This is a genomic window from Anaerotardibacter muris, assembly GCF_943192915.1.
GTDB lineage: Bacteria > Actinomycetota > Coriobacteriia > Coriobacteriales > Eggerthellaceae > Anaerotardibacter > Anaerotardibacter muris.
The window spans coordinates 180,968-206,193 of sequence record NZ_CALPCD010000002.1; the positions used below are offsets into that span (position 1 = coordinate 180,968).

Consider the following 25,226-nt stretch of genomic DNA (forward strand, 5'->3'; position numbering starts at 1 on the left):
ATATTCGTGCATGAGTTTTACAACTTGTTAATCTTGCATCGACCCCTCCTCTCTGAAGGTAAGATCAAACAAAGCTGCGCTGCATCATATGGACGCAATATGACCGAGCAGGTCCAGCGAACGGGTCTATACTGAGTATCGTGGAAACGAAGAAGCATTACAGACCGATCATCGTTGCATGCGCATTCTTGCTGCTGTTCGTGAACGTAGGTTTCACGTCAACATCGTTCAGCATCTATCAGTCGTATATCGTCGACCTACCTGGCGTGGGTGACGTAGGTGGGTCGGTCGTGGTTACTGTGCGCACCTTCGTAGCGCTGGTCTGCATGTTCTTCACGGGATTCTACTACCGTCGCATCGATCCGCGTATCGGCTTCTTCGTGGCAACGTTGTTCACGGTGCTTGCATTCGTGCTGTTCGGATGTGCACGATCGCTAGCGGGCCTGTGCTTTGCGAGCTTCTTCGCGGGCATCGGTTACGGTCTGGGCGGCATGGTGGCATCCACGTTCTTGATCGGCAACTGGTTCCGTGGGAAGGTGGGCTCAGTTTCAGGCATCGCCACCATGGGAAGCGGTGTGGCAGCGATAGTCATTCCCCTGCTGGCAGGATGGCTGATCGATGCGTTTTCGCTCTCCGTTTCGTTCTATGTTGAAGCAGCGCTGGCTTTGGTAGCAGCACTTGCGCTGCTCGTATTCGTGCGCGCAAAACCTGAGGATGTGGGAGCAAAACCGTTCGAGGCGAAGAAAGCGGCAGTTGAAGATGCCGAATGTGCGACCGCACGTAAGGCTGAACACGCTGATGCCGCCGCGTCAGAGAACGATCATCGCCACAAGCATCGCCGCCACCACTTTCATCGCGTGCATCACTATCACCACCTGGGTCCATTCGCACAACCCAAGGTGAATCTGTCCATCGTGCCGCTACCTAAAGCGTCGTATCTTGCGATGATCGTGGCCATCGTGCTGCTTGGCGGTGTATCCGTGGCGGGGTACAACTACTTCGGCATCCTGCTCACCACCCAAGGCATCGATATGGGTGTGGCCGCCGTGCTCATATCGCTGGCGGGCGTCTTCCTAACCGTGTCGAAGTTCATCGTGGGCGTGGTATGCGACCGTTTCGGCACACTAGCTGGATCGTTCTTGTTCTTCATCCTGCTCACGCTTGCTATGCTGTTGTGCGCGCTCATCGGCGCAGGTGGCATTCCCGAAGCTGCTGCAGCAGCAGTGATCTTGGGCATTGGCATGCCGCTTGGCACCACGGGCATCGCGCTTTGGTCGCTCGAATTGAGCTCGGCTGAGCAGATGTTGAAGACCATTCGACATTTCCAGCTTGCCTATGCCTTCGGCGGATTCATCTTCAACTTGATGCCTGGCGTATTGTGCGCTTTGACCGGCACCTATACCACCAGCTATTTCGCGATGATGGGCATGACCATCGTGTGCGCCATTATCGTGATCACGGTTTATGCTCACCACATCACTCGCAGCGAAAAAGCTGCCGAACTAGATGCCGCTCGCTAACCGGAGACGGATTCAAAACTGTCCCCAAAAATGGTGCACGGTGCTGCGGATGTAAGGTGAGCGCGCAGAACTTACTCTGAATACCGTCAAATAAAAGAACCCAGCTAAGCTGGGTTCCGTAAAATGCATGAGGCAGTGCAGCGCATGAGCCCGAAGGGCGAAACAGCGCCAGCGGGTAAGTTACGCACGATTACCTTGCAGCCGTAGCATCCCAGGTGATTCGCAATTTGAACCTGTCCCCTTTTTGTCCCGGACAGAAATGAACCCGTCCCCAGGTTAGTTGACTTTGGGAACTTCAACGCGATCGAAGCCGGCACTGCCAGTTGCCACCATGCGCTCGAGCGGCATGACGATGAGCCCGAGCTTCGGGGTATAGCAATATACCTCCATACCACGCTTGCAGCGGAACGTGCATTCGAGGCATGGATCTTCGTCGCAATAGGCGTAGGCATCTTCATCGGCGAACGCGAAGACAATGGGCGGCCATTTCTTCGGCGTGACATATTTGGTCATCACGCCCGTGAAGGTCTTAATAGCGAACCAGCGCGGTTCATAACCAGGCTCGACCACCTTCCAAGTAACGCGAAGCGCATTGTGATCGTAGCTGCCCACGATCTGATAGTCCAGGTCGAGCTTGTCCTTCACCTCAAGGTAAGAGATGCCTTCAAGGCGCTCCATAGGTTTGCCGCAGCATTCAGGATGAAAATCGGTATGAGCATAGGGCAATTCCGCTACTTGCGAGCGATGATTGTCGCTCATGGTTATCTCGACATCGCCGTCAACGCCCTGCAACACAGCGCCACATTCTTGGCAGCGAAAATAGGGGATAGGAACCGGGGTTACGCGCGGCTTCCACGTTGCATGGGTGCGCGTAGGGCTGAATTCCGCCATGGCTATTCCTCCTCGGTCTCGTCCTCTTCTTCGTACTCTTCTGAATACGCGAAGAGATCGTTCTTCTTCGTGAAATAGACAGACAGGATGATGGCCAACGCGATGGCCAAGAACGCGATCACGAACAGCGCGCTGCGTGTAACGATGCCAGTCACCGCCGCACAAACGATGCAGAGGATGATGATGGCCACAGGAACCGTAACCGCGGTGCGTTCACGAGAGGCGCGGGCACGCACCAGCGCATCCTGACGCAGCGATTCGTCGTCACGACGCGCACGAACATCGCGGTCCGCCCATTCCATGATCTTGCGCTGGACCTCAGGCGGGTACGAGTTGAAGATATCTGGATGCGGAAGCAGAAGATAATCGGTATCCGATTCGACGACCGTAGTGGTGCCTGCATCGCCCTTTGCAGAGCGGCGCTGCTTATCGTCTTCCCACAGGAAATCGTAGTTGTTCGCATTATCCTTCATCGTATTCGCGGAACCTTTCGCATGAGCGTTTGCGTTTGCGTTGGCATTCGATCGATCATTCGCCTTCGAATTCTTCTTGTTCTTGCCCTTGTTGGGGTTAGGGGTGTTGTTAGAGCTGTTGGGTGCACCATTATTGGAGCCCTGTGCGTTCTTCGAGCCGTTCGAGCTATTGTTAGTGGAAGAAGGAGGATTCGAGCCCTTGTTCGAGCTACCCTTCCCCGCATTGTTCATGCTCTTCTGATCGCCCTTGGACCTGTCGGCCTTGTTCGAAGCGCCCGAATAGTCTGGGGCTTCATCACCAGAGACCACTGGAAACCCGAACGCAGGGGTAGCCTGCGAGTCGAATGGTGAAGCGCTGGGGTCGAAATCGTCAGCGAAGAAGGACGATCTGCCACTGTTGCTGGGATTATAAGAATCGGCGCTCACGGGCGTTGCTCCTTGGTCTTAGATAGAGTGAACCGTATATTGCATGATACCACGTAGGAGCAGCGAGCCTTTGCGCCTGCACTCAATTGCACATAAATACGCACTGGTATGCCCCAAGTCGCGCTTCGCCGCATAATCAACGGCCTTCATCACCCGAATTGATATAATAGCTCTTTGAATTGAACGCGACTTGCAAGCGCATTCGGCACCGCCCAAAGCGCCACAGCAAAACCACTAGAGGATCTGACTTGGCTAACCAGACGAAGCTCTTCAGCAAGCATAATTGGTTCATCCTCACCTCGCTCGTGAGCAAGGACTTCAAGCTGAAATATCGCCGCAGCGCGCTGGGCATGTTTTGGTCGGTCTTGAATCCCTTCCTGATGATGTGCGTGCTCACAGCTGTATTCAGCTTCATGTTTCGCTTTGATATCGAGTATTATCCACTCTATCTTATCTTGGGCACCACTCTTTTCACGCTGATGGGTGATTCAACGTCGAACGCCATGAATTCGATCATCGATTCGGCACCGCTCATCAAGAAGATCCGTATCGAGAAGATTCTCTTCCCGCTTGAAAAAGTGGTATTCCAGCTGATCAACTACTGTCTTTCGCTCATCGCAGTGGCTGTAGTGATGATCTTCTTCCAAGTAGCTCCCACCATCAACTTACTGTTCTTGCCGCTTCTATTGTTCTACGTACTGCTCTTCAGTGCGGGGTTGGGCTTTCTGCTTTCTGCGCTCGTAGTGTTCTTCCGCGACATCGCGCACCTATGGAGTGTTGTCATCACTGCCTGGACCTACGCCACGCCGCTTTTCTACCCCATGAGCATCCTACCCGACTGGATGCAATCTCTCATGAATTTCAATCCGATGTATCACTACGTCACCTACCTACGTGACATTGCGCTATGGGGCATCACGCCCAGCCTCGAGCAGAACCTGATCTGCTTCGCCATGGGTGCAGTGGTGCTGGCCATCGGCTACCTGGTATTCCGTAAGCTCGAGAAGAAATTCATCCTTTATGTTTAGGGCGCATCGATGAGCAAGAATAACGAACAAATAGCCCCTAACCAAACCTATCTGAAAACGACCGAATTCAACGACGATCAGCTTGAGACCATGATCGAGGTCAGCCATGTGAGCATGATCTTCAACATGGCCACCGAACAACTCCATAGCTTGAAGGAGTACGCTATCTCCATTGCCCGTAGGAAGCTTTCATTCAAGGAATTCCGTGCGCTCGACGATGTTTCTCTTACGGTGAAGCGCGGCGACGTGTTCGGTGTGATGGGGACGAACGGGTCGGGCAAATCAACCCTGCTCAAGATCATCGCGGGCGTTCTCGATCCTACGAAGGGTACCTGCGAAGTGAATGGCACTATCGCGCCACTTATCGAACTGGGTGCGGGCTTCGACATCGAGCTGACTGCTCGCGAGAACATCTATCTGAATGGTGCGCTGCTGGGTTATTCAAAAGAATTCATCAACGAGCACTTCGACGAGATCGTCAATTTTGCCGAGATCCGCCCGTTTCTTGACATGCCGCTGAAGAACTATTCTTCTGGCATGGTGGCTCGCATCGCTTTCGCAATCGCGACCGTTATCATTCCTGATGTTCTGATCGTTGACGAAGTGCTCTCGGTGGGCGACTTCATGTTCCAGCAAAAATGCGAACGCCGCATTCGCAGCTTGATCCGTGACCATGGCGTGACCGTTCTTATCGTTTCGCATAATAGCGACCAGGTCGAACGCCTTTGCAACAAGGCTATTTGGATCGAAAAAGGCCACACGCGCATGATCGGCACCGCTGAAGAAGTGTGCGAGATCTACCGTTCGATCGGCGGGCGCGCTGGAAGCGAAGAGTCGGAATCGCTGGTCTATAACGTTATGAATAGCCCCATCGCACCTGATGAAGAAAGCGTTCAGGTTATTTCGGGCAAGGATCGTTACGATATCGCCTCCCAGCTTTTCGAGCAGTCCTTCCCGCTCTCAAAGAAAACGTCGGTGGTAATCGCTTCAGGCGAAGATGCTTCTTCGTCCCTGCTTGCTAATGCGCTTGCAGGCTCGCTCGAATCAGCACTGCTGCTGGTAAAGCATGGATCGATCCCTGAAGAGGCTCTGAACACCCTTGAGTCCACACAAGCCAGTGAGCTTTTCGTGGTGGGCTCGGATCCCTTCGTTTCTGAAGGCGTGGTCAAAGAGCTTGCACTTCATACTGAAGCCACCATCAATATCGTTGCTGGTAATACCTTGCAAGAGCTGACCCTATCCGTGTATCGCGCTGGCATCGATTATGGATCTGGCTGGGGAGACACCGCTGTCATCACCTACGATGGCTGCATCGGCGATGTGGTTTCCTTGATGCCCTTCATCTACGCGAACAAGGCTCCCCTGTTCTTCAGTGTCGCGAACAATCAATTAACTGAGGAAGTGAGCGATCTGTTTGCTACCAAGCAGTTCAACCGCTTGATATCTTTAGGCGGCCTGAGCTTTGATCTTATCGACCACTACAAAGAACAGAGCTTCGAAGTTACCAGGATCGTGGGAAGCAGCTTGGCGGATGCGAGCCGCATGATCAATGAGTGGCAAACTGAACAAGGTCTTGCTCCCAAGGATGAAGTGGTGGTTGCTTCGGTCTGGGGGCTGCACGATGTCTTGTCCATCGGTGCCTATCTGGGATTGCGCGGAGCATTCATCTGGCTCGAAGACTCCCAAAGCTTGGACAGCATCGCGAACATCCTTGGCTTCGTTCAGGATCACGCCGCGCATCTTGACCAGGTCACTTTCATTGGCGATGACACGCGCTCCAACAAGAATGACCAACAATTGATCGCGAAGGCACTCAAAGCTGCTCGCTAGTCGCCCTTACGCGTAAAGACATTCCTTAAAGATCGCATCGGAGCAGTCAAGGCGCGGCCAGCCTTGAAGCTTACACTGCCACGAATATCGTCGATCGTGCCCAGGAGATGATCGATGGCATCACGATTTTCTCGAGTCCATTCGAACAGTGCGATGTACTCATACCACGTTTTCCAGAAACGCTGAGCAAAGCGTTCTTGCTGCATCAGCGTTTTCGTATAGCCTCGATAAGGGAATGAGATATCTCCGCGTGGCTGTGCCTGAGCGAAGATCTGGTCGACTTGCGATCCCATGTCGAACTGCTCCCTGAGCCCAGCAAGATTGGCCTGCAGGTAGACAGAGGCCTGCTCGTAACCGTCCAACAAAGCAGAGACGATCTGGTCTGCAGACATCTTCGCACCGCCGCGTCCTGAGAAATTCGCATATTGCGCCGCTTGGATGTTCTTGTCATTCAAGTAGCCGAATCCGCCCAAATAGTCATAGACGAAAACGGGCGTGGCCGAACACAAACAATACTGCACGGTCTTGCCGATGGTCACCACTACATCGGCCTGTGCGATCACCTCGGGGGTGACCTCGCGCTCGTTTGCTCCAGCACCAATATGGAGCACCTCGCAACCTTGACTCTTCAACATATCCATGGCTTGATATGCTTCTTCAGGCAGGTGACTCGAAACGAATAAGATCGATCCAGGCTTTGCACCTTGCGCAAGCGCAGGGCGGTCGAAGGCGAACTGCTGCGGCGCAGGATTAGGAAAGACCACTTGTGGGATAGCCGCATTGCGGTCAGCATCATAATAGGGTTCCATCACCTCACGCGCTTCAGAAGAAACAAACACCTCGAGCGAAGCTAACGACTCTTCCAGAAGCGGGATATAAGGATATTCGTCACTCACTTCTTCCATGGCACCCATGTGGTTAAAGATGAAGCAAGGCATTTCCTTCAACAAGATTTGCTGCTGCTCTTCGGTCGCACCATTGAACTGGTCGAGCGCCGCCACGATAGATAGTGGTAAGATCTGGGAGTTCACCCAGATGTAATCGAACGAATACAGATCGAACTGAGCATCTTCATCGAAGACGACATCAATGGCAAGTCGCTCGAACATCTCCTTTGCAGGATTAGCGAAGGAAGTCGAGAACACGGTGACCGCGGCGCCCTTTTCCTTCAAGCAGGAAGCAAGCTGCGCCGCCACCACCGTCGATCCCATGATCTGGGAGATGGTAGTGTGCGTGATCAAGATTCGCTTTTTTCGAAGCCCGCCATTCATAGCAAAACCAACCTCTTTATTTCTGTACCTCTACGCATAGAGAACGTTGTCTGCGAAGAAGCTATTAAACGTATTCCTTGTTATTCAAACGCAAAAAAATCAGGTTTTCTTCGAGACAATCCTGAAATATTCGAAGAATGCGCGACAAATACAACAGCGTCAATATCAGCGTCGCAATTTGCCAAAATCTGCTCTAATGTATCTGAGCTTGTGTCACCCATTGACAAGCTAATTCCTTGTACGAGGCTATTACACGATAACGGCAAAAAGTATTGCAGAGCACCACCATATGAGTCGCTTAGAAGAAGAACGTTCTTATCCCCGTTTCCGGTTTTTATCGTGGCGCCTTCGAGTGTTTCGGAGTAAAGCGTGTAAGCATTGTAGTGTCTCTCTAAACTACCAGCGTCAAAATATCGAACATGCTCACCCATTATCCATTCATGATTTCTGTAATCGACTATAGTCGAGTCTAGTCCATTGCTCACACCAACAAACGGCTCGGCAACGTTCATCGAAGCACTTCGCGCATAAGCGCCCGAATACGGTTCACCTGCAATATCAAAACAATAACCCGCATCCCGCTGCGGTAAGTTAAGAGACTCTGCAATTTGATAATATGCACGTGCAGCCCCTCTATTATTCCAATGATGATCAAAACGATAATAGTCTGCTAGATACTTTGCCTCATCTTGGTCACCATTGTATTGAGCAAAGAGATATTTAGAATTCGTCGAACCGCCTTTATCTTCTAATGCACTGTCCACGATTTCCTGCACCTTTGCATAAGAGATGCTCTCGCATGTCAGATCGTTCAAAGGAGAGTAAAGTGCGGTATCCCACCCTGGAGCAAAATATGTAACAAAATCTATATCGGGATGAGCTTTAGAAAATTCATCTAAGTGTTTGATATAATTTTGAAACGCCTGTTCAGTTTCCTGGGTCATGCGCTGAGGTATTGGAAGAATTCTGTCTTGTCTAGGGATATAGCAGTATGCCGATCCGAAAAACGCTGGATAACTCTCCCAATTAAACAGCGCGTTCGAAGCCTCGATGCATTGACGCTGTAACGCGCCATTCATATAGATTACTTGCGCTTTGACGGGTATGTTATTTCCGATTTTGTTCTCCAAAGCAGATTGAAGTGTCTTTGAAGCGTACCCATCTAAATTCAAGCTTTCCTCGATGTTCGTTTCTACAAGACCGCCCGTTAAATAAGCAGAGTCTTCAGCGGTTAACCAACTAGGAAGGTCGACTCCCCCGCTTCCAATCACAAACACACCAAAAGGACCAAGAAGAAAAATGCAAACGATCACTGCAAAAATCAGATTACGGGACTTCATCGCTACGCCAGTAAAACCAGTATCGTTGCTCTTATATTCAGGTGATACTAAAGACAATTCACTACCTTCTCGTTATACAAATCCTAAAACTGGAAGTAAATGAACGGATTGTACGAACTGGAAACTATTGAAAAAGAAGAGAGGACCAGAATAGCAATGAGCGCAAGATCAACCGCGATATTCACCATGGTCACCACGCGCATACGCGCAGGAATCACCGAAACTGATCGGGCGATCTGAACCTGACACACGGGAACAGCTTCGTTTCCTTTTTCAGGAGCTGCAATTACATTACAATCCGATGCTCCCTCTGCCCATAATTGTATCTTCTTACGCAACCAAGGTGCCCAAGGCAACGATCCGATAATCATTACTGGAATTAGAGAAATATAGCTCCAAGACTGAAGCTCCCATAAAGTTGATGTGCCCGTAAGTCCATATGCACCAAATAGTGCCGCAGTCCATTGAAGAACATTTTGCAGACCTGTCACGGAGAATAAGAGCCAGCCAAAGATGAAAAGCACGATACACCAAACGTGGCTAACGAACGAAGGAAGCTTATTGAGCACTTTCATCATGAAGAATTTCTCAAAAAGGATAAGGGCACCCCAATAGATGCCCCACAGCATAAAATTCCAGGCAGCACCGTGCCAAATGCCCGTAAGAGCCCACACAACCATCGTATTGAATACAAACCGCGGCTGCTTTACACGATTGCCGCCTAAAGGAATATAAACATAATCCCGGAAAAAGCCCCCTAAAGACATATGCCATCGACGCCAGAATTCTGTTGCCGACTTCGAGATATAAGGATAATTAAAGTTTCTTGGGTAATCGAAACCCATCATCTTACCTAGCCCAATAGCCATATCGGAATAGCCCGAAAAATCGAAATAAATTTGAAAAGTATAAGCTAAGACTCCTGACAGACAACCAATAAAACCGATATCAGCAGCCTCTTTCATTAATAAGGAATCTGCTAAAATACCAGCGATATTGGCAAGGAGAACCTTCTTGCCAAGACCCACAATAAAAAGTCTAAGTCCTTGAGTGAACCCATCCATAGTTACCACGCGATGGTCGATAGCATGCTCAATATCGGCATACCGAACAATTGGGCCTGCAACCAACTGAGGGAACATGGCGATATACATACCCATATAGAGCGGATTCTTTTGAGCGACAACTCTGCCACGGTATACATCAACGATGTAAGTAATCGCCTGAAGGGTAAAGAAAGAAATACCAATCGGAAGGGCTAATTCGAGCTCTGCAAGAAATTCTTCACCAAGTGCACGATTTATATTGAATGCAAGGAAACCCTGATATTTATAAAATCCAAGTACGAGCAAGTTCGCAATGATTGCCAACACGAGCACCGTCTTCTTGGAAAAACGCTGATTTGTCTTGGATATTCCCAGGCCCGCAAGCCAGTTCACTGCGATCGAGCCAATCATCAGAAACACATAAACGGGCTCTCCCCACGCATAAAACAATAATGAGAAAGCGAGCAGAACAATATTTTTTACAGCGAGTGAAGGTACTAAGAAATAGATAGCAAAAAAGAGCGGAAGAAATCCAAATAGAAAAATTGTGCTCGAAAACACCACTGGATACTAAATCCTTTACAAAATGCTTTACCTGCAAATATGTTAGCTCAATGCCCAGCCGCACAGACATCCGCTCATTTAAGGAGCGGGATTTCAGGAGGAACGGTCTCCTAAAGTGTCTAACGCAGACTAACCCCTAGATAGTTTTCCCAGAATTCCCATGAGATCAATTCGGGTTGAGCCTGCTTATAGGCTTCCCTTACCTGGCGACCTTGTTCGGCGTAAGCCTTCTTCAAGCCCTTCCAACGCTTCATGAGTGCTGCATAGCGGTCATGATCGATCGTACGCACATTGGCAACGCTGCCATGATGATCAACAGCCACGATGCTATCGGTTAGAAGCGAATCCCATGCGAAATTAGCCGAGCTGGTATAGACTGCATTGCCACGCTTCTTGCGCAGCAGGGCCTTGGGAAGACGGTGACGGTCATAGGGCAAAGTGCGCCATACCTTGATGAAAGCGTTGGCCAGTGATCCGACATTGTCGCCTTTCGCATACTTTTCTGCAACCTGCTCAAGGCCTGGCACGTCCATCTGGGAAAGGTCGACCATCTTTTCGTTCTTAGCACCTTTTTCCTTCATGATCACATCGCCATTAGGTTGCTTGATGAAGTCAGGGCCTTTGAGATAGTCTTCGATGGCATCAAGGAGCAGCTCCACCGTATCGTAGGCCATAAATCTCATGTTGAAGCGGATGTCGCGATCGACGCGCGCCATGAAGAGCTTCTCGCTAGCGATATCGTCCGCCGCGATCGAGATGAGGTAGTTCCTAACATATTGATAGCAGTCGACCGACGCCCTGAAGCGCTCTCCAAAGCCTTCGTGCCAAACGCAAATGCCGTTCATGGTCATGTACTTCGCCTTAGCGCGCAGACCAAAATCAACGTCGTCACAGCGAATGAAGAGCGGCAAGGGAAGGCCACTTTCTTCGATCTTCTTAACGGGAATGCAGTTGAACCACCACGCACCATAGGCATTGGGAACCTCAACGCTGATCGCTTCATTCGTGACGATGTCTTCGGCACGATCCACGAAAAGATCCGACTTCACCTTGTGATAACCGCCAGAACGGCGAACATAGGAAACGTCTTCATACTGCCTGTTGGGTTCGCCGAGCGCGAGCATCGCACCATTGATGAAAGCGTCCTTATATTCGTCCTGCACCAAAGAGAGCAGGTTAAAGGTCCTCTTTATAGATTCAGAAGAGATGCTCACATCATCGTCCATGAGCAGGACGTGCGTGATGCCGCGCTTTGATGCCATCGACTCCATCATGCCACGAGCGAACCCTCCAGCACCACCCGTGTTCTTATTGGGCACGATATGCACGTGTTCGCTCTCGAGCGCTGCTGCATCGAGCGTCTGACCATTATCCACAACGAACATCTCGAAATGCTGCGCGATCGGGTCGTCGCATGAAAGGATCTCTTGCTTCACAAGCTCGATGTTGGGAACGATATATTCTTCCTTCTGGAAAGTGGTGGTGCACAGTGAAAGCACAACGGGATTGATCTTGCTCTCGTCAACGGTCACGCGATAGGCACCGCGCGCAAGGTTCATCGGCTCGTGGGCTTCAAGGGTGAAGCCCACGACCTGTTTATCAGTGGCGGGCATCGGGATGACAAGCTTATACGAGCCAGTCTTGGTCATTTCAACTTCAAGGGCAACCAGACGAACACCGCTTTCAATGGGCTGCGTTTCCGTATCGCCTGAAGAGCGTCCCACCCACTGAAAAACGCCGTCGAGACTGCTCAGTTCAAGTTCAAGAAAAATGTTCTCTACCTGCGCGTACTGCTTCCACTTCCCCAACGAGCAGGCATTGAAATAGGTGAAGAAGTCAAGTGAACCTGAAAAGGTGAGTCCCTCAGCGCTTGGCTGGAAGCTTGAGGTGCTGGGATTAGCCCCTTCCTCGCCCATGACGTGCTTGCAGAATAATTCCCATCCGCCCAAAGGGTCGGGAACGGCAGGAAGAACGATGTTGGATAGAGTGTGATTCACTACGCCCATGTTGCGCTCCGAACGATCCAAAGTTGAATGATCTTGCCTTCCATCATAGCAAACACTCCCCTGTTCGCGGCTGCTCTGCTTTGCTTTAGGAGCTCTGTAGGTCCTGGATCTTGTAAAGCCGCATGTTCTCACTTGCAAGAACTAGTTCGAAGCCTGGCGTATCATCCGCGATAGACTCGATACCCACCCACTGCTCGGGCTTATAGCCTGAGGTGAAGCTCATCTCTTCAGGATCGATGGTCAAGATAAGAACATAATCCGCGCTCGTTTCTTCAACAGCCCTCTTCACCTGGTCATTGGTAGAAATATCTGACAACCCTTCGCGCAAGATCGCACTCTGCTGAGATTCGCCCAACTTGCCATAGCCAGAAATAGAGCGGTAATAGACTGGGAAATCGCTCATGCCATAGGCCATCATCGATCCATCGTGAGGCAAATTCAGCACCACGTCATCTTCGCCGACAATTGCTTTAGCCTGTTCGATGAAATCCTTCTCTGAGTCGGGGTAAGCAACGGCGATCTGACGCGCTGCATGAGTTGCTGTGATGTTCTGCACGTGCTTGAAGAATGGCAGGTTGCCCGGAGCTACAGGCGAATAGATCGCGATGCACACGACCACGACGGTTGCCACGAAGATGATCTTGTTCCGCTTGGTTTGCTGACCTTTCCGAAGTGCAGGCTTGAACAGGTCAAAAAGATGCTGAATGACCTTTACCAGCGCATAGAGACCTAACGCCGCAAGAGGCACGCCAGCCATTCCTACGATCGCTGCCGCACGGTAAGGGTCGGTGTACCAGAAGCCTGAAAGAAAATGCTTGAGCCAGCAATCACCCAGCGAGGCTGCGACGACGAAGATGCAACAAGCAAAAAGATACGAGAAGATGAGCCAGGTGAAGTTCCTTTTCTTCGCAAGGATATAGATGCAACCAATCGCTACCATCAAAGCGACCACATATTGCTGGAGGGGCAATGCCAAAGACATGCTCAAGCAACTGGCCATCGCTTGGGTAGGCATCAGGATGGGCGTCCAATAGTAATTGACGGTCGATTGCATGAAGGGAAGGCTAAAGAGAACCCACCAAGCAACCGCGATAAGAGCGATGATCGCAATACCAAAAAGGAATCGAGAAAGCGAAGTTGAGCGTTGAGCCAAAGAGGGGCGCTTTTTCATGCGGACCTTGCGCAGCGCTGCAGCTGCCGCCCTAGATCCTTCACTGACCACATAGGGAGCGAGTAAGACCACTGCAACGAACACCGCGCTTGGCTGACAAAACGCCTCTGCCAACACACCGCACAAGAAGATAAGAGCAAAAGAGACCCTCCATCGTTTCGTGGCATCGCGCTTGGTTGCGAACAGGAACGATGCGCACAGAAGCGGCGTCATGGTCATGGAAATAAGATTCGGGTAAAGCGGCCAATGTGCAAGCAAGACCCAGGGGTATGCGCCAAAAGCAAAGGTGACGAACGCACCGATGATGAGCGCTTTTCGGTTCGAAGCGAAGAGCGCACGCAGAAGAAGGCACATCGAGAGCGCATAGACGAACACCACGAAGACGAAATTCGTCGCATTCGCAGCAACGGGCACCGACACGCGCAGAAGCGAAACCGGGAAAGCGCTTATGGCGTGCCAAGCAGCTGGATAGTACACCCCCAACAGAGTGAAGGCTGAAGGATAGTCGCTCGCACCATCAAGGTAGACCGATCCATTGAGCGAAGACCATACTCCCGAATCGACGAAGCTGCGAATAAGGTTGTAGTGGAAGACATTATCGTAGGTTTCAGCCGCATGACCCATTGATGGCATCGCGGCCAAATAGAAGAACGCATAGAGTCCAAAGCCAACCGCCACGTAGAGCAAAGGTACCAGACCAAGCTTGCCTTCTGGTTCGTCATCAAACCGCGAGGCGCTCGTTGCTCGCTTCCGCGAGCGCAGTACCCCTACGCCATAGACGACCAGCGCAAAGAGAAGAACGGGCAACCCGATGGTCCACCCTGTTGCCGTTATGCCTGCCTTGCTATAAAGAACCCCCAAAATGCTATAGAGCAAGATAGAGAGCAGGGGGGCAAAGGCTATGGCCTTCCAGCAGGAAAGATGGGCAGCGCGCAACAACAACGTGCTGGGAAGGTACAGAACGAGCGTGATCAATGCGCATGACAAGATGAATTCAAGAACCATGGACTATCCGTATATCGCTTATCGTTTCCTATATCGTTCATAGCGCGCCTGGAGCGCCTCGTAGAATCTTGAATGATCCACCTTTTCAGCGAGACGACGCACGGCGGTCTTGCGCTCTGCGCACACCCGATAATACAAAGGCTTCAAGATGTAGGCCAGATAACCCTTTTCGCGAAGATAGGCAACGCGCTCTATTTCCAGACCAGCCTGCAGCCCAGCCATACGGTCGAGCACCTCTTCGTCGTCCATTTGGCTAAGAATCGCCTCGCCATAGTCGTAGTCGATACGATAGATCAGGCGCCCGTAAAGATCATTCAGGTCGTGCTGCTTCGCAAAGGCAGCATTGTGAGCGATACCTGCCAACATATCGCGTATCTTGACCGCATTCCAAGAAGGCTGCTTATAGTCTTCGCGATAGTAGTAAGTTGGCTCAGGGATAACGTAATAGCGCTTCGCAAGCATATTCGCCCGTACGAAGAAGACCGGATCTTCATACCAGCGATACAAGGGGAAACGCAGCCCCTCTTCAAAAAGTTCCTTGGCATAGATGAAACGAATCCATCCGTAATCGAACTGCTCTTGCTCAATCGTGCGGAATCCTTCTTCGCGAATGGTATAAGGGGTTTCATCGCCATAATAGATCGACCGATCCTTGCCTTCAGGAAGGAACGCCGTGAACGACCCACCACACATCTTCGCATCGTTGGCCAAAGCTGCTGCATAGAGATGTGCAAGGGTGTTGTTTGATGGGTAAAGATCGTCAGGATCGATGAAGGCCAAGTAGCGCCCCTGGGCGATCTCGATACCTCGATTGCGTGCGGCACCCGCGCCACCGTTCAGCTCAAGATATGCGCGGATCCTGTCATCGACCTGAGCGATCTCTTCGATGATGGAAAGCGAACCATCGCTCGATCCATCATCAATGCAGATGACCTGGATATTGAGGTCTTCCTGACCCAGGGCAGACTCCAAGCAGGTCAAAAGATATTCACCTGCGTTATATACCGGAATGATGACCGAGACATCAACTTCTCGATCGTTTGCCGAATGCTCTTGTTCAGGTCCCGCGAACCTTCCCGGGGCAACCTCGATGGCAGGATAGTCCAGCGTGGAAGGCTTCGGCGCCAGGCGAGCTCTGTCGTTATAGCTAAGTCCATCGAAAAGCCCTAAAAGCTCTGCCCACAAACCAACGAGGATCTGCTGATAGATACCCTTGAGCAGTGCTGTATCTTCTATGACCGCCCGGTAGGAAAACGCCCACTCGATCAATGCGTTGAACGTGCGCTTCGCTTCAAGATAGTCGCCCGGCAATGCGGGCGCACCCGGACTCGAGAAATGCGTTGAGTGTTGGATTACCTCACGCCAATAGCCATCGCTCTTCTTCACGCGTTCGAAGTTCGCATAAAAGCCCAAAGCCAAGAGCGGCACGACCAGAGGAAGCGACGCGTCTTGAAGACTTGCAACATCGTAGCGATAGCCCCTCGTTACAACAAAGCCCTCGACACAGACCTCTGTGTGCTTCTGGGCCAATTGGCTACGAAGACTGCGTGCCGCACTTCTGGAAAGATCGCCACACTCGATGGCGCAAAGCTCCTTGCTGCGTATCTGAGCTGCCTCGAAGCTCTTCAGGGTAACCGATGCCAGGAAATCAGCACCATCGACGATGCGCGCATCCGCCTCTGATGCCGCTTTCACTGCTCCAACGAGCGCGGGGTCGTAAGTGTTGTAAAGACAGATGAGTTCGTCGTCTTCCCCGATCATGCCCAGGATAGTCGAAGCCTTCTTCTGAAGCGATCTTGCATCCACATCCATAAGGTCAACGATATAGGTTGTCTGGACCTCGATCGGACCATAATGCTTGCGGAAGAATGCTTCGGGAGATTCGAGCATTTCGGCAATATCGCGACGCAAGCCTTCATCGAACAGGGACAGATCGAGAAAGCCTCGCTGTTTGATGGTACAAAAATCCTCAACGAAACGCTCGAAGAATTCGTAGCGCAGATTCGGCGTGAGCCGCTCAAGATTCCAATGATAGCCGCCATATTGCACCTGGGTCAGGCGCGTTCCCAGCGTATCGAGCAAACCACGCTCTTCTAAGAAGCGCCACATCTCGCTATATTCATCGCAGATGCAGAACACCTTTTGGAGCGATTTGACCGAGGAGTTGCTATTATCGATGCGATAGTGCAAACATGCTTCATCGCTCAAATAAACGCGCTTCGCACACGCGAACACCTTGAAATTGAACGAAGTGTCCTGGAAAGATGCTCCTGACGTTGGCAAGAACGAAATAGCATTCTTTTCCAAAAAACTGCGGCGATAGAGCGCACTCCAAATGGCTGGCTGCGTAAGAAAGATGTCTTGCTGATCGCGCGGATCGAACACAACGCCTAACGGGCAATGTTCAAGATTTGGAAGCACGGGATCTTCGTGAAAATCTTGACCACTCACGTGAGTGTAGAAATTCACCTTCACCACATCGGCATTGTTCTCTTGAGCGAGCACCACCATGCGCTCGAGCCCGTCTTCGTCGATGAAGTCGTCGGATTCGACGATGGCGATGAATTCGCCCGATGCTAGGGCAAGCCCCTTATTCATGGAGTCACCATAGCCTGAATTCGGCTTCGTTATCACCTTTATACGCGGATCGACCGCCGCAAATTCAGCGATGACTTCAGCAGATCCATCAGTTGACCCATCGTTGATACAGATGATCTCGATATCTTCTAGGGTTTGCCTGACCAAGCTCTTCAAGCATCTTCTAAGATACTTCTCTACGTTGCAAATGGGAACAAGAACGCTTACCGCAGGAGATTCGCTTTTCGCAGAAGACACTTCTAATTACCAGCCTTGTCGGTATTGGCAGAGATGGAAATGGTCTCGACTACCACCTCAACGTTTTCTTCTTCCTGAGCTTTCTGCAGCTCTTGATCGTTGCAATAACGCTCGAACTTTTCGATGGCCAGCTGTTGGGTGAGCTCTTTGAGCTTGGTGTCCGTTTGCGAAAGATGAACGCTCAGGTTAAACCCAAGGATGAGCAGAATGAAGATGAACAACAAGAACACCAGGTTCGCTGGTGATATGATGCCCGCAAAATCGGAAATGGCGTAGAAGATCTGCGGGAAGATGCTCAGGATGAGCAGCAAACCTGCAACACAGAACCAAAAGATGGAATCTTCTAGTTTGATCTGGGCGTTACGCACCTTGCGCGTGATGAAGATGAGTGTGAACAGAGAGACCAGGATCAAGCCAATGCGCAAGACGATGCTCATTTCGCACTACCCCCGATCTTCTTGCGGAAGAACTGCACGAACAAGATGGAGATGGCCATCTGAAGCATATACATGAACGAACGCCAGGGATTCAGATAGCTTTCGCCAGCAATGCGTTCACGTACATCGATGGGTACCTCGACAACTTTCGCATTAGCGCGCTTGATCAAATATGACACTGTATCGGGTTCAGGGCCAAAGTTGAGTCCATTGGCCATATAGGCGATCATGCGTTTGTTGAATGCGCGCATACCCGAGGTGGGATCCTTGATGATCTTGCCAGTAGTTATCTTGATGGCTAGCTCAATAAGATTGTTGCCCAACATGCGCATGGAACGGGGCTTCTTCTTATCGACGAAGCGCGAGCCAATAGCGATGTCATAGATCTTCGTTGCCTGAGCAAGTTCCTCGATATACTCCGGCGAATGTTGCCCGTCTGCATCGAACTGAATGGCACAGTCGTAGTTGTGACGAAAAGCATATTTCAACCCTGCCTGGAAAGCGCCCGAAAGACCCAAATTGGTGGATAGGTCGAGAAAAGGATAGTGGTTTTCGCGGCATACCTGCACTGTGCCATCACGCGAACCATCATTGACGATAAGAAAGTCGACTTCAGGTGCTTTTGCCAGCACCGAATCAACTGTTTTCTTCAGCGATTCTTCCTCGTTATATGCGGGAATGATCAAGAGCGTTTTCACGAAAATCCTTCATTTACACGATGTTTAGAATGCGTTTATCTCAAAACGAAATTATACGCCAATATCGAGACAATTTTCCCTTACACTCAAAGTCATCAAAGCTAGATGACGCATGTATCGGCGACCACCCTTTTACTGCATCGTTGAGGCCACAATACGATAGACTAGATATGACGAATAAACGCGGAGAAGGGATAGTTGTGGAGCAGGACGACCTCGTTGCGATCAAGGCGATCGAGCTCGAGATTTTCGATGAATTCCTTCGTCTAGCAGAAAAGCACGACCTTGAATACTTCCTAACTGCTGGCACCTGCCTTGGGGCCGTTCGTCACAGTGGGTTCATTCCCTGGGACGACGACATCGATGTAGGGATGCCCCGTTCAGAATATGAACGCTTTGAGCGCATCGCTCAAGAAGAGCTCGATGATCGATACGTTTACCAAACCATGAATACAGAACCTGGATGCGGATTCGTCTTCGGAAAGATCCGAGCTAAAGACACCGTGCTCTCAGAGTACTACTCTTACCATCTGCCCATGTCCCAGGGTGTGTGGTTGGACATCTTCCCTTTCGACGAAATGCCCGATGACCCAAAAGAACAAAAGGCACTCTATCGAAAAGTCTCCTTCCTGCGAAACCTCTACATAGTGAAATGCGGATACAAGATGCCTACAGGAAAGGGCAGGTTGTTTCCCATTCTCTATTATGGAGCAAAGCTGATCAGCAAATTCGTTTCCCGAAAAGAGATCATTTCAGCGCTTGAGCAAGCTATGACCCAATACCGCGACCTGTCCGCCAACTACTTTTACAATTACGGAACGGCCTATGCTGCTGGCAAAGAGCTTATCCCTCGCGATGTTCTGTTCGAATGCGAGCAAGCGAACTTCGAAGGCCGCGATTGCAAGGTGCCCCGCGATACTGATGCATTCCTCACACATCTTTACGGAGACTACATGACGCTTCCCCCCGTTGAAAAACGCGTAGGCGGTATGCACCATATTCATGAATTCGCCGATAACAGGAAATCTTCGAGGTAACACCTTCCATGGATTACCGGTCCATCCTTTCGAACTTTTCCGTGGCCCTCGGTGCTCAAGGCATGAGCACTCTGGTGGGTCTTCTGACCTCGCTCGTCGTTCCAAAACTATTGGGCGTGGCTGATTTTGGCTATTGGCAGCTCTTCATCTTTTACACTACCTATCTGTCTCTGTTCACTCTAGGCCTGAATGACGGCGTATACCTGATCGAAGGCGGGAAGAAGCGTGCCGAAACCCACAAGAAACAACTCGCTTCGCAGTTCTGGGTCGAATGCGCTTACCAGTGTGTATTTGCAGGCATCATCGTCGCGGTAGCACTTTCCGGGGCTTTCGGAGAAGATCGTTCCTTCGTTATCCTGTTAACAGCACTTTACCTGGTACTGAACAACGCTTCGAATTTCTTCGGCTATCTCTTTCAAGCCATGAATGAATCGAAGCTCTACTCTTTGGCAACCATCATCAACTGCACCACGTTTCTTGTACCGTTACTGATCATGCTCGTTACTGGCGATGCTGATTTCAAGCACTACATCTTCTTCTACACCATCGCTCGCTGCGCTTCCCTTGCTTTCTTGCTCTGGAAAGGACGTGATTTCCTTAGCGCTGGCCTGGTGGGGTTCGGGCGTGCCCTTAGTCTGAGCTGGAAGAGCATTCGTGTTGGCAGTAAGCTTTTGCTCTCGACCACCGCTGGCACGCTCATCTTAGGCGTAGCTCGATTCATGGTCGATGCGAACTGGGGCATTGAAGAATTCAGTATTGTTTCCCTGGCGGTTTCCATCACTTCTTTCGTGATGACCCTTGTCTCGCAAGCAAGTATGGTCTTATTTCCGGCGCTGCGCCAGGCCAAAAAGCATGAAGCTGTTGGATTCTATCTTGCAGCCAGCAACGGGCTTGATGCGCTCTTGCCGCTAACTTATGTGCTCTATGCGCCCATGGCAGCTCTTCTTACGTGGTGGCTTCCTCAATATGAAGCTAGTTTCGCATTGTTCTCCCTGCTCATGCCACTGTGCATCTTCAATAGCAGGATGGGCGTGGTGGGCAACACCTTCTTATGGGTGCTGCGCAAAGAGGGGCGACTCTTAGCCATCAATGTGGGGGCTCTGGCCATAAGCACATTATTCGCGGTCGTTGGCACCTACTGCTTCCATTCTATCGAAGTGGTATTCGGCGGCGCAGTTTTGGCTGTGATCCTACGCTGTTTGTATTCCGAATGGTTCATCTCTCGCGAATTCCAGGTGCATAAATTCAGCTCGTTGACGGGGTCGATCATCGTGACAGTCTGCTTCGTAGTTGCTTCGGCTATTCTGCCGCTGTGGGTGGCATGGGCTGTGATGGTTGGAATCTGTGGCGTCTATGGCTTTGTGAGCCGCAAGCGTGTCGAGCAAGCTCTGAATTTGCTCAAATCCAAATCTGACTAAGCCCTGCTGACAAGGTGAACCTTCAAGGTGGCGTAGGCTATAATGGAGGGGACAAACCGACAACACGCTGCCAGGCAGCATATTAGCCCTTCATCTTCCCTTGAAAGTTGGCCGCTATGAAACGAGTCCTTACCTATGGAACCTACGATCTTCTCCATTACGGGCATATCCGTCTTTTGAAACGAGCCAAAGAACTGGGAGACTATCTTATCGTTGCCGTTTCGTCTGACGAATTCAACGCTGGCAAAGGCAAGAAAGCCTATCACAATTACGAGACCCGCAAAGAGATGCTCGAAGCGGTGCGTTATGTTGACCTGGTCATTCCCGAATCAACTTGGGATCAGAAGATCCAGGACGTGAAAGACTATCATGTGGATGTGGTAGTGATGGGCGGCGACTGGGAAGGCGACCCACGCTTCGAATGCCTGCGCGACTATTGCGATGTGGTTTATCTCGATCGTACCCCTGGTGTATCTACCTCGCAGATTAAAGAGGAATTGAACCTCGGTAACGACGACATCGACGATCTGTTCACGCATTAAGAGGAGAACCGATGAGAGAGCTGGATCGTCGAGAGGTGCAGAAGGTCGAAGTTGCCCTTCTGGAAGAATTCGCAGACATCTGTGAAGCACATGGCTTGAAGTATTACTTGGCCTATGGAACTTTGATCGGCGCAGCTCGCCATGAAGGCTTCATTCCTTGGGATGACGACGTGGACGTGATGATGCCCCGCGAAGACTTCGAAAAGCTCCTTTCCCACTTTGACCAGTGGCGCTTGCGCACTACATCCAAATTCATCCATTCTCGCAACGGCCAATCCCGCTTTCCTTATGGCAGGATCATCGACACCCGAACACTGGTCGATGAAACCTATTGTGAAGGTGGCGAAGAGCTGGGGGCATGGATCGATATCTTCCCTCTTGAAGACATGCCTATAAATGGTGCTTCGCTATTCCGCAAGATCCTGTATTGGAATACGGCGAGGATGTTTGCAGTTTCTGATCCGAAAAAGGGCGCGTCGCTTTTCACACGCATGGTGAAACGCGTTGCCGTTCCCTTTTACCGTCGCAGAGGATCGATTCATTACGCCATGAAAATGGATGATGCAGTGAGAAACTGGGCCGAGCACGACTCATCATGCTATGCCGAGATACTGGGTGTTACCGAGCGAGAAAAGCCTCTACCCAAAGCTTGGTTCGAGCCAGCAACGCTACCCTTCGAAGGTCGCGAATACCGTGTCCCTGCTAGCTTCGATGAAGTGCTTGCTTCTTGCTATGGCGACTGGAAAACACTGCCGCCTGAAGATCAACGTATCCCACACCCAATGACAGTCTTCCTTAAGGACGATGCCGTCTTGGAGGATTAGCGCCTCTCACGCTGCTAGGCCGAACGAGCACGCTCGGAAAATGATCCAACGAGTATAGCCTGCTACCATTTGATGTCGTGACCTGCGCTGATCATAGCACGATAGGCTTGAAGTGCGGTTGCCATCAATCCCGAATTATAGATGATGCGCCCGTAATAGGTCTTACGAAGCGCACCCTTGTATTTGCGCGCATTACGAGCCGAAATGATCTGGTCAGTATTCCACGTGGGGAAATTCTTGTCCAGGTAAACGCGGTTATAGCGCAGCTCATCCTTCAAATCCGCAGTCTTGTCATAAGAAATGCGGAACATCAGCGAAAGCCCCAGATGCAGAAATGCGGCGGCATCGAGGAAATAGAGCAGTTTACCGCTGGCTTCCTTCAAGTAGACTTGCTTCACTTCGAGCATGGCGTTATAGGTGGATTCGATCTTGCTCTTGTCGATGGTGGTCATGATCGAATCATTTCGGATGATGTAATTGACCAACGCATGTGGCGTGAATGCCACCTTCTTCACCATAGGATAGGTAAGCAGATGCAGCATCATGTCATCGAAGATGCGCGGCGGCACTTCGAAGTCGTGGATGTTCTTCAAGATCTCGGCCTTGAAGAACTTATTCCATGGCGCACCATTTAGTTCGAGCAGGCGCTGTGGCTCCTGCTCGACGTAGAACGGCGGGCGCTCTTCGGTCATCTCAGTAGAGAGAATCTTTCCTGTGCCCACATCCACACGATGGAAGCCACCAACAGAGATGTCGGCGTCGTTTTCTTTGGCTGTGGTGTAAAGCATTTCGGCAAAATTAGGCTCCACATAATCATCGCTGTCAACAAAGCCAATATATTCTCCGCGCGCGATGGCGATGGCATCCAAACGACCGCGCCACACGCCTTCATTTTCCTTGTCGATCACCACAATGGTGTCGGGATTCTTCGCCTCGTAATCGCGCAGGATATCGATGCAACGATCAGGCGAACCGTCGTTGATGCAAATGATCTCAAGATTTTCGAGCGTTTGCGCCAGCAGCGAGTCCAAGCAACGAGGAAGATACTTCTCAACGTTATAGCAGGGAATGATGATGCTCGCGGTCTTTTGCGCCATGGTTCGGCTCCGTATCGAATAGGGTCAGTGAAGCTCCGTATAGAGCTATTCCTATTTTAGCTATTATTCACGGAATTCGACGTTTTCCTGCCAAAGGACTTCTAGGACCACTTTGGCCGATTGCGCAATCAGGCATTATTTCAACTCGAACCTATCGCCATACATCGTCCAGCTAAGCGGTCGCGACAGATCCCATTTGCCCTCTTTGATGAAGGTGCGCTGCACAGTGATGCGCGAAAGGTCGCTGTGAGCTTCTTCTTTGAGCATCACCTTGCTACGCGCATCAAGGAACGCTCCAAGATACGTTGCCTCGCTGCCCCCTTGCGCTGGGGTCTTCGCCTTCTTCAATGCCGCTGCGCGAATGCCGCCGAAGCTCTCCGCATCATTGCCCGGACCATGCATCACCAGTGCGTCATAGTAGATGTACTGACCAAGCGGGCTCAAGCCATCGCTTTGCGCAGTCTTCACCGCTGGAAGCATGTATTGTCCGTTCAAGATGGCGTTCTGCGCTTCCTTCATTTGTGGAGTGACACAAGCCTTCTTCCACGCGGAGACAAAACCCGACCCAAGACCGGCATGAGTGCTCGACCCTACCGCAGATCGGAGCGCAGGCAGATAAGGCTGGAGCGGGTTGTTGGCTGGTGCGAGCTTCACGTAGAGCTCTACCACATCGAGCAGGTCGCCCGTTGCCGATGTGAATCCGATGATGCCGCACGTATAACCACGGCCATCGCCGATGTCTTCGATATAGCCATATTCAGCGTTGAAATCGATCGTTGAATTCTCGGCGCTCGAAACCAGCGCGAACACTGTATCGCGCAAGGTTCCTTGAGCGATGGTGCCCACTAGCTTGTTGGCCTCCAGCGTAGCCTGGGGAATGTTGGCAGAACCCGTAGAGCCTGCGGCGCTCGAAGACCCTGTTGTTGCGCTTGTGGGCTTGGTGGTCCACTTGCCATCGGCGCCCACCCAATACTTGCCAGAAATGGTGGTGTTCGTAGCCATGGCCCCCGATTTCGTAAGATAGTACCAATCAGAACCCAGCTTCAACCAGCCGGTCTTCATGTCGCCATTCTTAGCATCCAGGTAATACCACTTCCCTGCCACTTTTTGCCAACCGGTGAGCATCTTGCCATTCGAAGGATCGAGATAATACCATTTGCCACCGACCTTCTGCCAGCCCATGACCAGAGCCCCGGAACTTGCCAAGCGATACCACGCGCCATCTGCCTTCAGCCAGCCAGTCTTCATGGCCCCCGAGCTGCTCAGGTAATAGCGCTTCCCCGCTACGCTCTGCCAGCCCGTGAGCATCTTGCCGCTGCTCGGCTCTAAGTAATACCATTTGCCGCCTGTCTTCAACCATCCAATTCGCATGGCGCCCGACCTGGCATAGAAACGCCATTCGCCAGCCACCTTCGACCAGCCCGTTACCATCCATCCTTTGGGATCGAAGCGATAGGTCTTCCCTTTTATTTGGAGCGAAGTGTTCGCGGGCCAAGTGCCATCCGCATAGCGATACCACCATCCCTTGGATGCCTTCACCCAGCTGCCAGCCGATCGAGCCTGTTCGCCTGCGGCAGCAACCGAGTTGGTCTGGGGCTCCTGGCCTGTCTGGCTCGCCGCAACACGGGCATCGCCGCTCGCATGGGCCACAGGGACACTTGCGGTCCAACAGACCGCACACAAGAGCGCACCGATGATGCACGCAAGCCCAACGCGACTGACGCGAACGAACACTCCTTTGTTCCTCGTGTTATTCCTAGTGTTGCC

The 25,226-nt window shown here is 51.2% G+C and carries 19 protein-coding genes; 7 read left to right on the top strand and 12 right to left on the bottom strand.

All coding sequences use genetic code 11. From position 1 onward, the window contains the following. The first annotated feature begins 140 nt into the window (after positions 1-140). Positions 141-1,520, top strand: a complete 1,380-nt coding sequence (locus NFR25_RS02740) for an MFS transporter (protein ID WP_251197719.1) — start codon at positions 141-143, stop codon at positions 1,518-1,520. A gap of 276 nt (positions 1,521-1,796) precedes the next feature. Here the strand turns inward: NFR25_RS02740 and NFR25_RS02745 are convergent, their stop codons facing one another. Both NFR25_RS02745 and NFR25_RS02750 read right to left on the bottom strand, forming a co-directional pair. After that, positions 1,797-2,411 carry a hypothetical protein gene (locus NFR25_RS02745; RefSeq protein ID WP_251197720.1) on the bottom strand — a complete coding sequence of 205 codons (615 nt, stop codon included), beginning with the start codon at positions 2,409-2,411 and terminating at the stop codon, positions 1,797-1,799. 2 nt (positions 2,412-2,413) lie between these two features. Next, positions 2,414-3,310 (bottom strand): hypothetical protein, encoded by an 897-nt coding sequence (locus tag NFR25_RS02750; RefSeq protein WP_251197721.1) that lies wholly within the window; start codon positions 3,308-3,310, stop codon positions 2,414-2,416. Between the two features lie 248 nt (positions 3,311-3,558). Between NFR25_RS02750 and NFR25_RS02755 the strand changes: the two genes are divergently transcribed. After that, positions 3,559-4,338, top strand: coding sequence for an ABC transporter permease (locus NFR25_RS02755; protein ID WP_251197722.1), 780 nt, complete (start codon positions 3,559-3,561; stop codon positions 4,336-4,338). Positions 4,339-4,347: 9 nt separating this feature from the next. Then, a complete protein-coding gene (locus NFR25_RS02760) occupies positions 4,348-6,168 on the top strand; it encodes an ATP-binding cassette domain-containing protein (RefSeq protein WP_251197723.1) in 1,821 nt (606 codons plus the stop codon). On the opposite strand, the gene NFR25_RS02765 is transcribed toward NFR25_RS02760, so the two are convergent. The 8 genes from NFR25_RS02765 to NFR25_RS02800 form a co-directional block, all read right to left on the bottom strand. Beyond that, on the bottom strand, positions 6,165-7,409 hold the full coding sequence (locus NFR25_RS02765; RefSeq protein ID WP_251197724.1) for a glycosyltransferase family protein: 1,245 nt from the start codon (positions 7,407-7,409) through the stop codon (positions 6,165-6,167). The two genes, NFR25_RS02760 and NFR25_RS02765, sit on opposite strands and share 4 nt — an antisense overlap. A 110-nt stretch (positions 7,410-7,519) precedes the next feature. After that, a complete protein-coding gene (locus NFR25_RS02770) occupies positions 7,520-8,836 on the bottom strand; it encodes an alginate O-acetyltransferase AlgX-related protein (protein WP_251197725.1) in 1,317 nt (438 codons plus the stop codon). Between the two features lie 26 nt (positions 8,837-8,862). Beyond that, positions 8,863-10,389, bottom strand: coding sequence for an MBOAT family O-acyltransferase (locus NFR25_RS02775; RefSeq protein WP_251197726.1), 1,527 nt, complete (start codon positions 10,387-10,389; stop codon positions 8,863-8,865). A 119-nt stretch (positions 10,390-10,508) separates the two neighbouring features. Then, positions 10,509-12,416 (bottom strand): glycosyltransferase, encoded by a 1,908-nt coding sequence (locus NFR25_RS02780; RefSeq protein ID WP_251197727.1) that lies wholly within the window; start codon positions 12,414-12,416, stop codon positions 10,509-10,511. Between the two features lie 64 nt (positions 12,417-12,480). Next, positions 12,481-14,571: a DUF6541 family protein gene (locus NFR25_RS02785; protein WP_251197728.1), complete on the bottom strand. Its 2,091-nt coding sequence runs from the start codon at positions 14,569-14,571 to the stop codon at positions 12,481-12,483. Positions 14,572-14,589: 18 nt separating this feature from the next. Further along, a complete protein-coding gene (locus tag NFR25_RS02790) occupies positions 14,590-17,406 on the bottom strand; it encodes a glycosyltransferase family 2 protein (RefSeq protein ID WP_251197729.1) in 2,817 nt (938 codons plus the stop codon). Between the two features lie 2 nt (positions 17,407-17,408). Continuing rightward, positions 17,409-17,843 (bottom strand): DUF2304 domain-containing protein, encoded by a 435-nt coding sequence (locus NFR25_RS02795; protein WP_251197730.1) that lies wholly within the window; start codon positions 17,841-17,843, stop codon positions 17,409-17,411. After that, a complete protein-coding gene (locus NFR25_RS02800; protein WP_251197731.1) occupies positions 17,840-18,541 on the bottom strand; it encodes a glycosyltransferase family 2 protein in 702 nt (233 codons plus the stop codon). Before NFR25_RS02800 ends, NFR25_RS02795 begins: the two co-directional genes overlap by 4 nt. Positions 18,542-18,741: 200 nt before the next feature. On the opposite strand from NFR25_RS02800, the gene NFR25_RS02805 reads away from it, so the two are divergent. From NFR25_RS02805 to NFR25_RS02820, 4 genes are all read left to right on the top strand, one after another. After that, a complete protein-coding gene (locus NFR25_RS02805) occupies positions 18,742-19,578 on the top strand; it encodes a LicD family protein (RefSeq protein ID WP_251197732.1) in 837 nt (278 codons plus the stop codon). 8 nt (positions 19,579-19,586) lie between these two features. Next, on the top strand, positions 19,587-20,996 hold the full coding sequence (locus NFR25_RS02810) for an oligosaccharide flippase family protein (RefSeq protein ID WP_251197733.1): 1,410 nt from the start codon (positions 19,587-19,589) through the stop codon (positions 20,994-20,996). Positions 20,997-21,112: 116 nt separating this feature from the next. After that, on the top strand, positions 21,113-21,538 hold the full coding sequence (tagD, locus tag NFR25_RS02815) for a glycerol-3-phosphate cytidylyltransferase (RefSeq protein WP_251197734.1): 426 nt from the start codon (positions 21,113-21,115) through the stop codon (positions 21,536-21,538). A gap of 11 nt (positions 21,539-21,549) precedes the next feature. Beyond that, positions 21,550-22,362 carry a LicD family protein gene (locus NFR25_RS02820; protein WP_251197735.1) on the top strand — a complete coding sequence of 271 codons (813 nt, stop codon included), beginning with the start codon at positions 21,550-21,552 and terminating at the stop codon, positions 22,360-22,362. Positions 22,363-22,424: 62 nt separating this feature from the next. Here NFR25_RS02820 and NFR25_RS02825 read toward each other — a convergent pair whose 3' ends face one another. Further along, a complete protein-coding gene (locus NFR25_RS02825) occupies positions 22,425-23,459 on the bottom strand; it encodes a glycosyltransferase family 2 protein (protein ID WP_251197736.1) in 1,035 nt (344 codons plus the stop codon). A 135-nt stretch (positions 23,460-23,594) separates the two neighbouring features. Continuing rightward, positions 23,595-25,193, bottom strand: coding sequence for a chitosanase (locus tag NFR25_RS02830; RefSeq protein WP_251197737.1), 1,599 nt, complete (start codon positions 25,191-25,193; stop codon positions 23,595-23,597). Between the last annotated feature and the right edge of the window lie 33 nt (positions 25,194-25,226).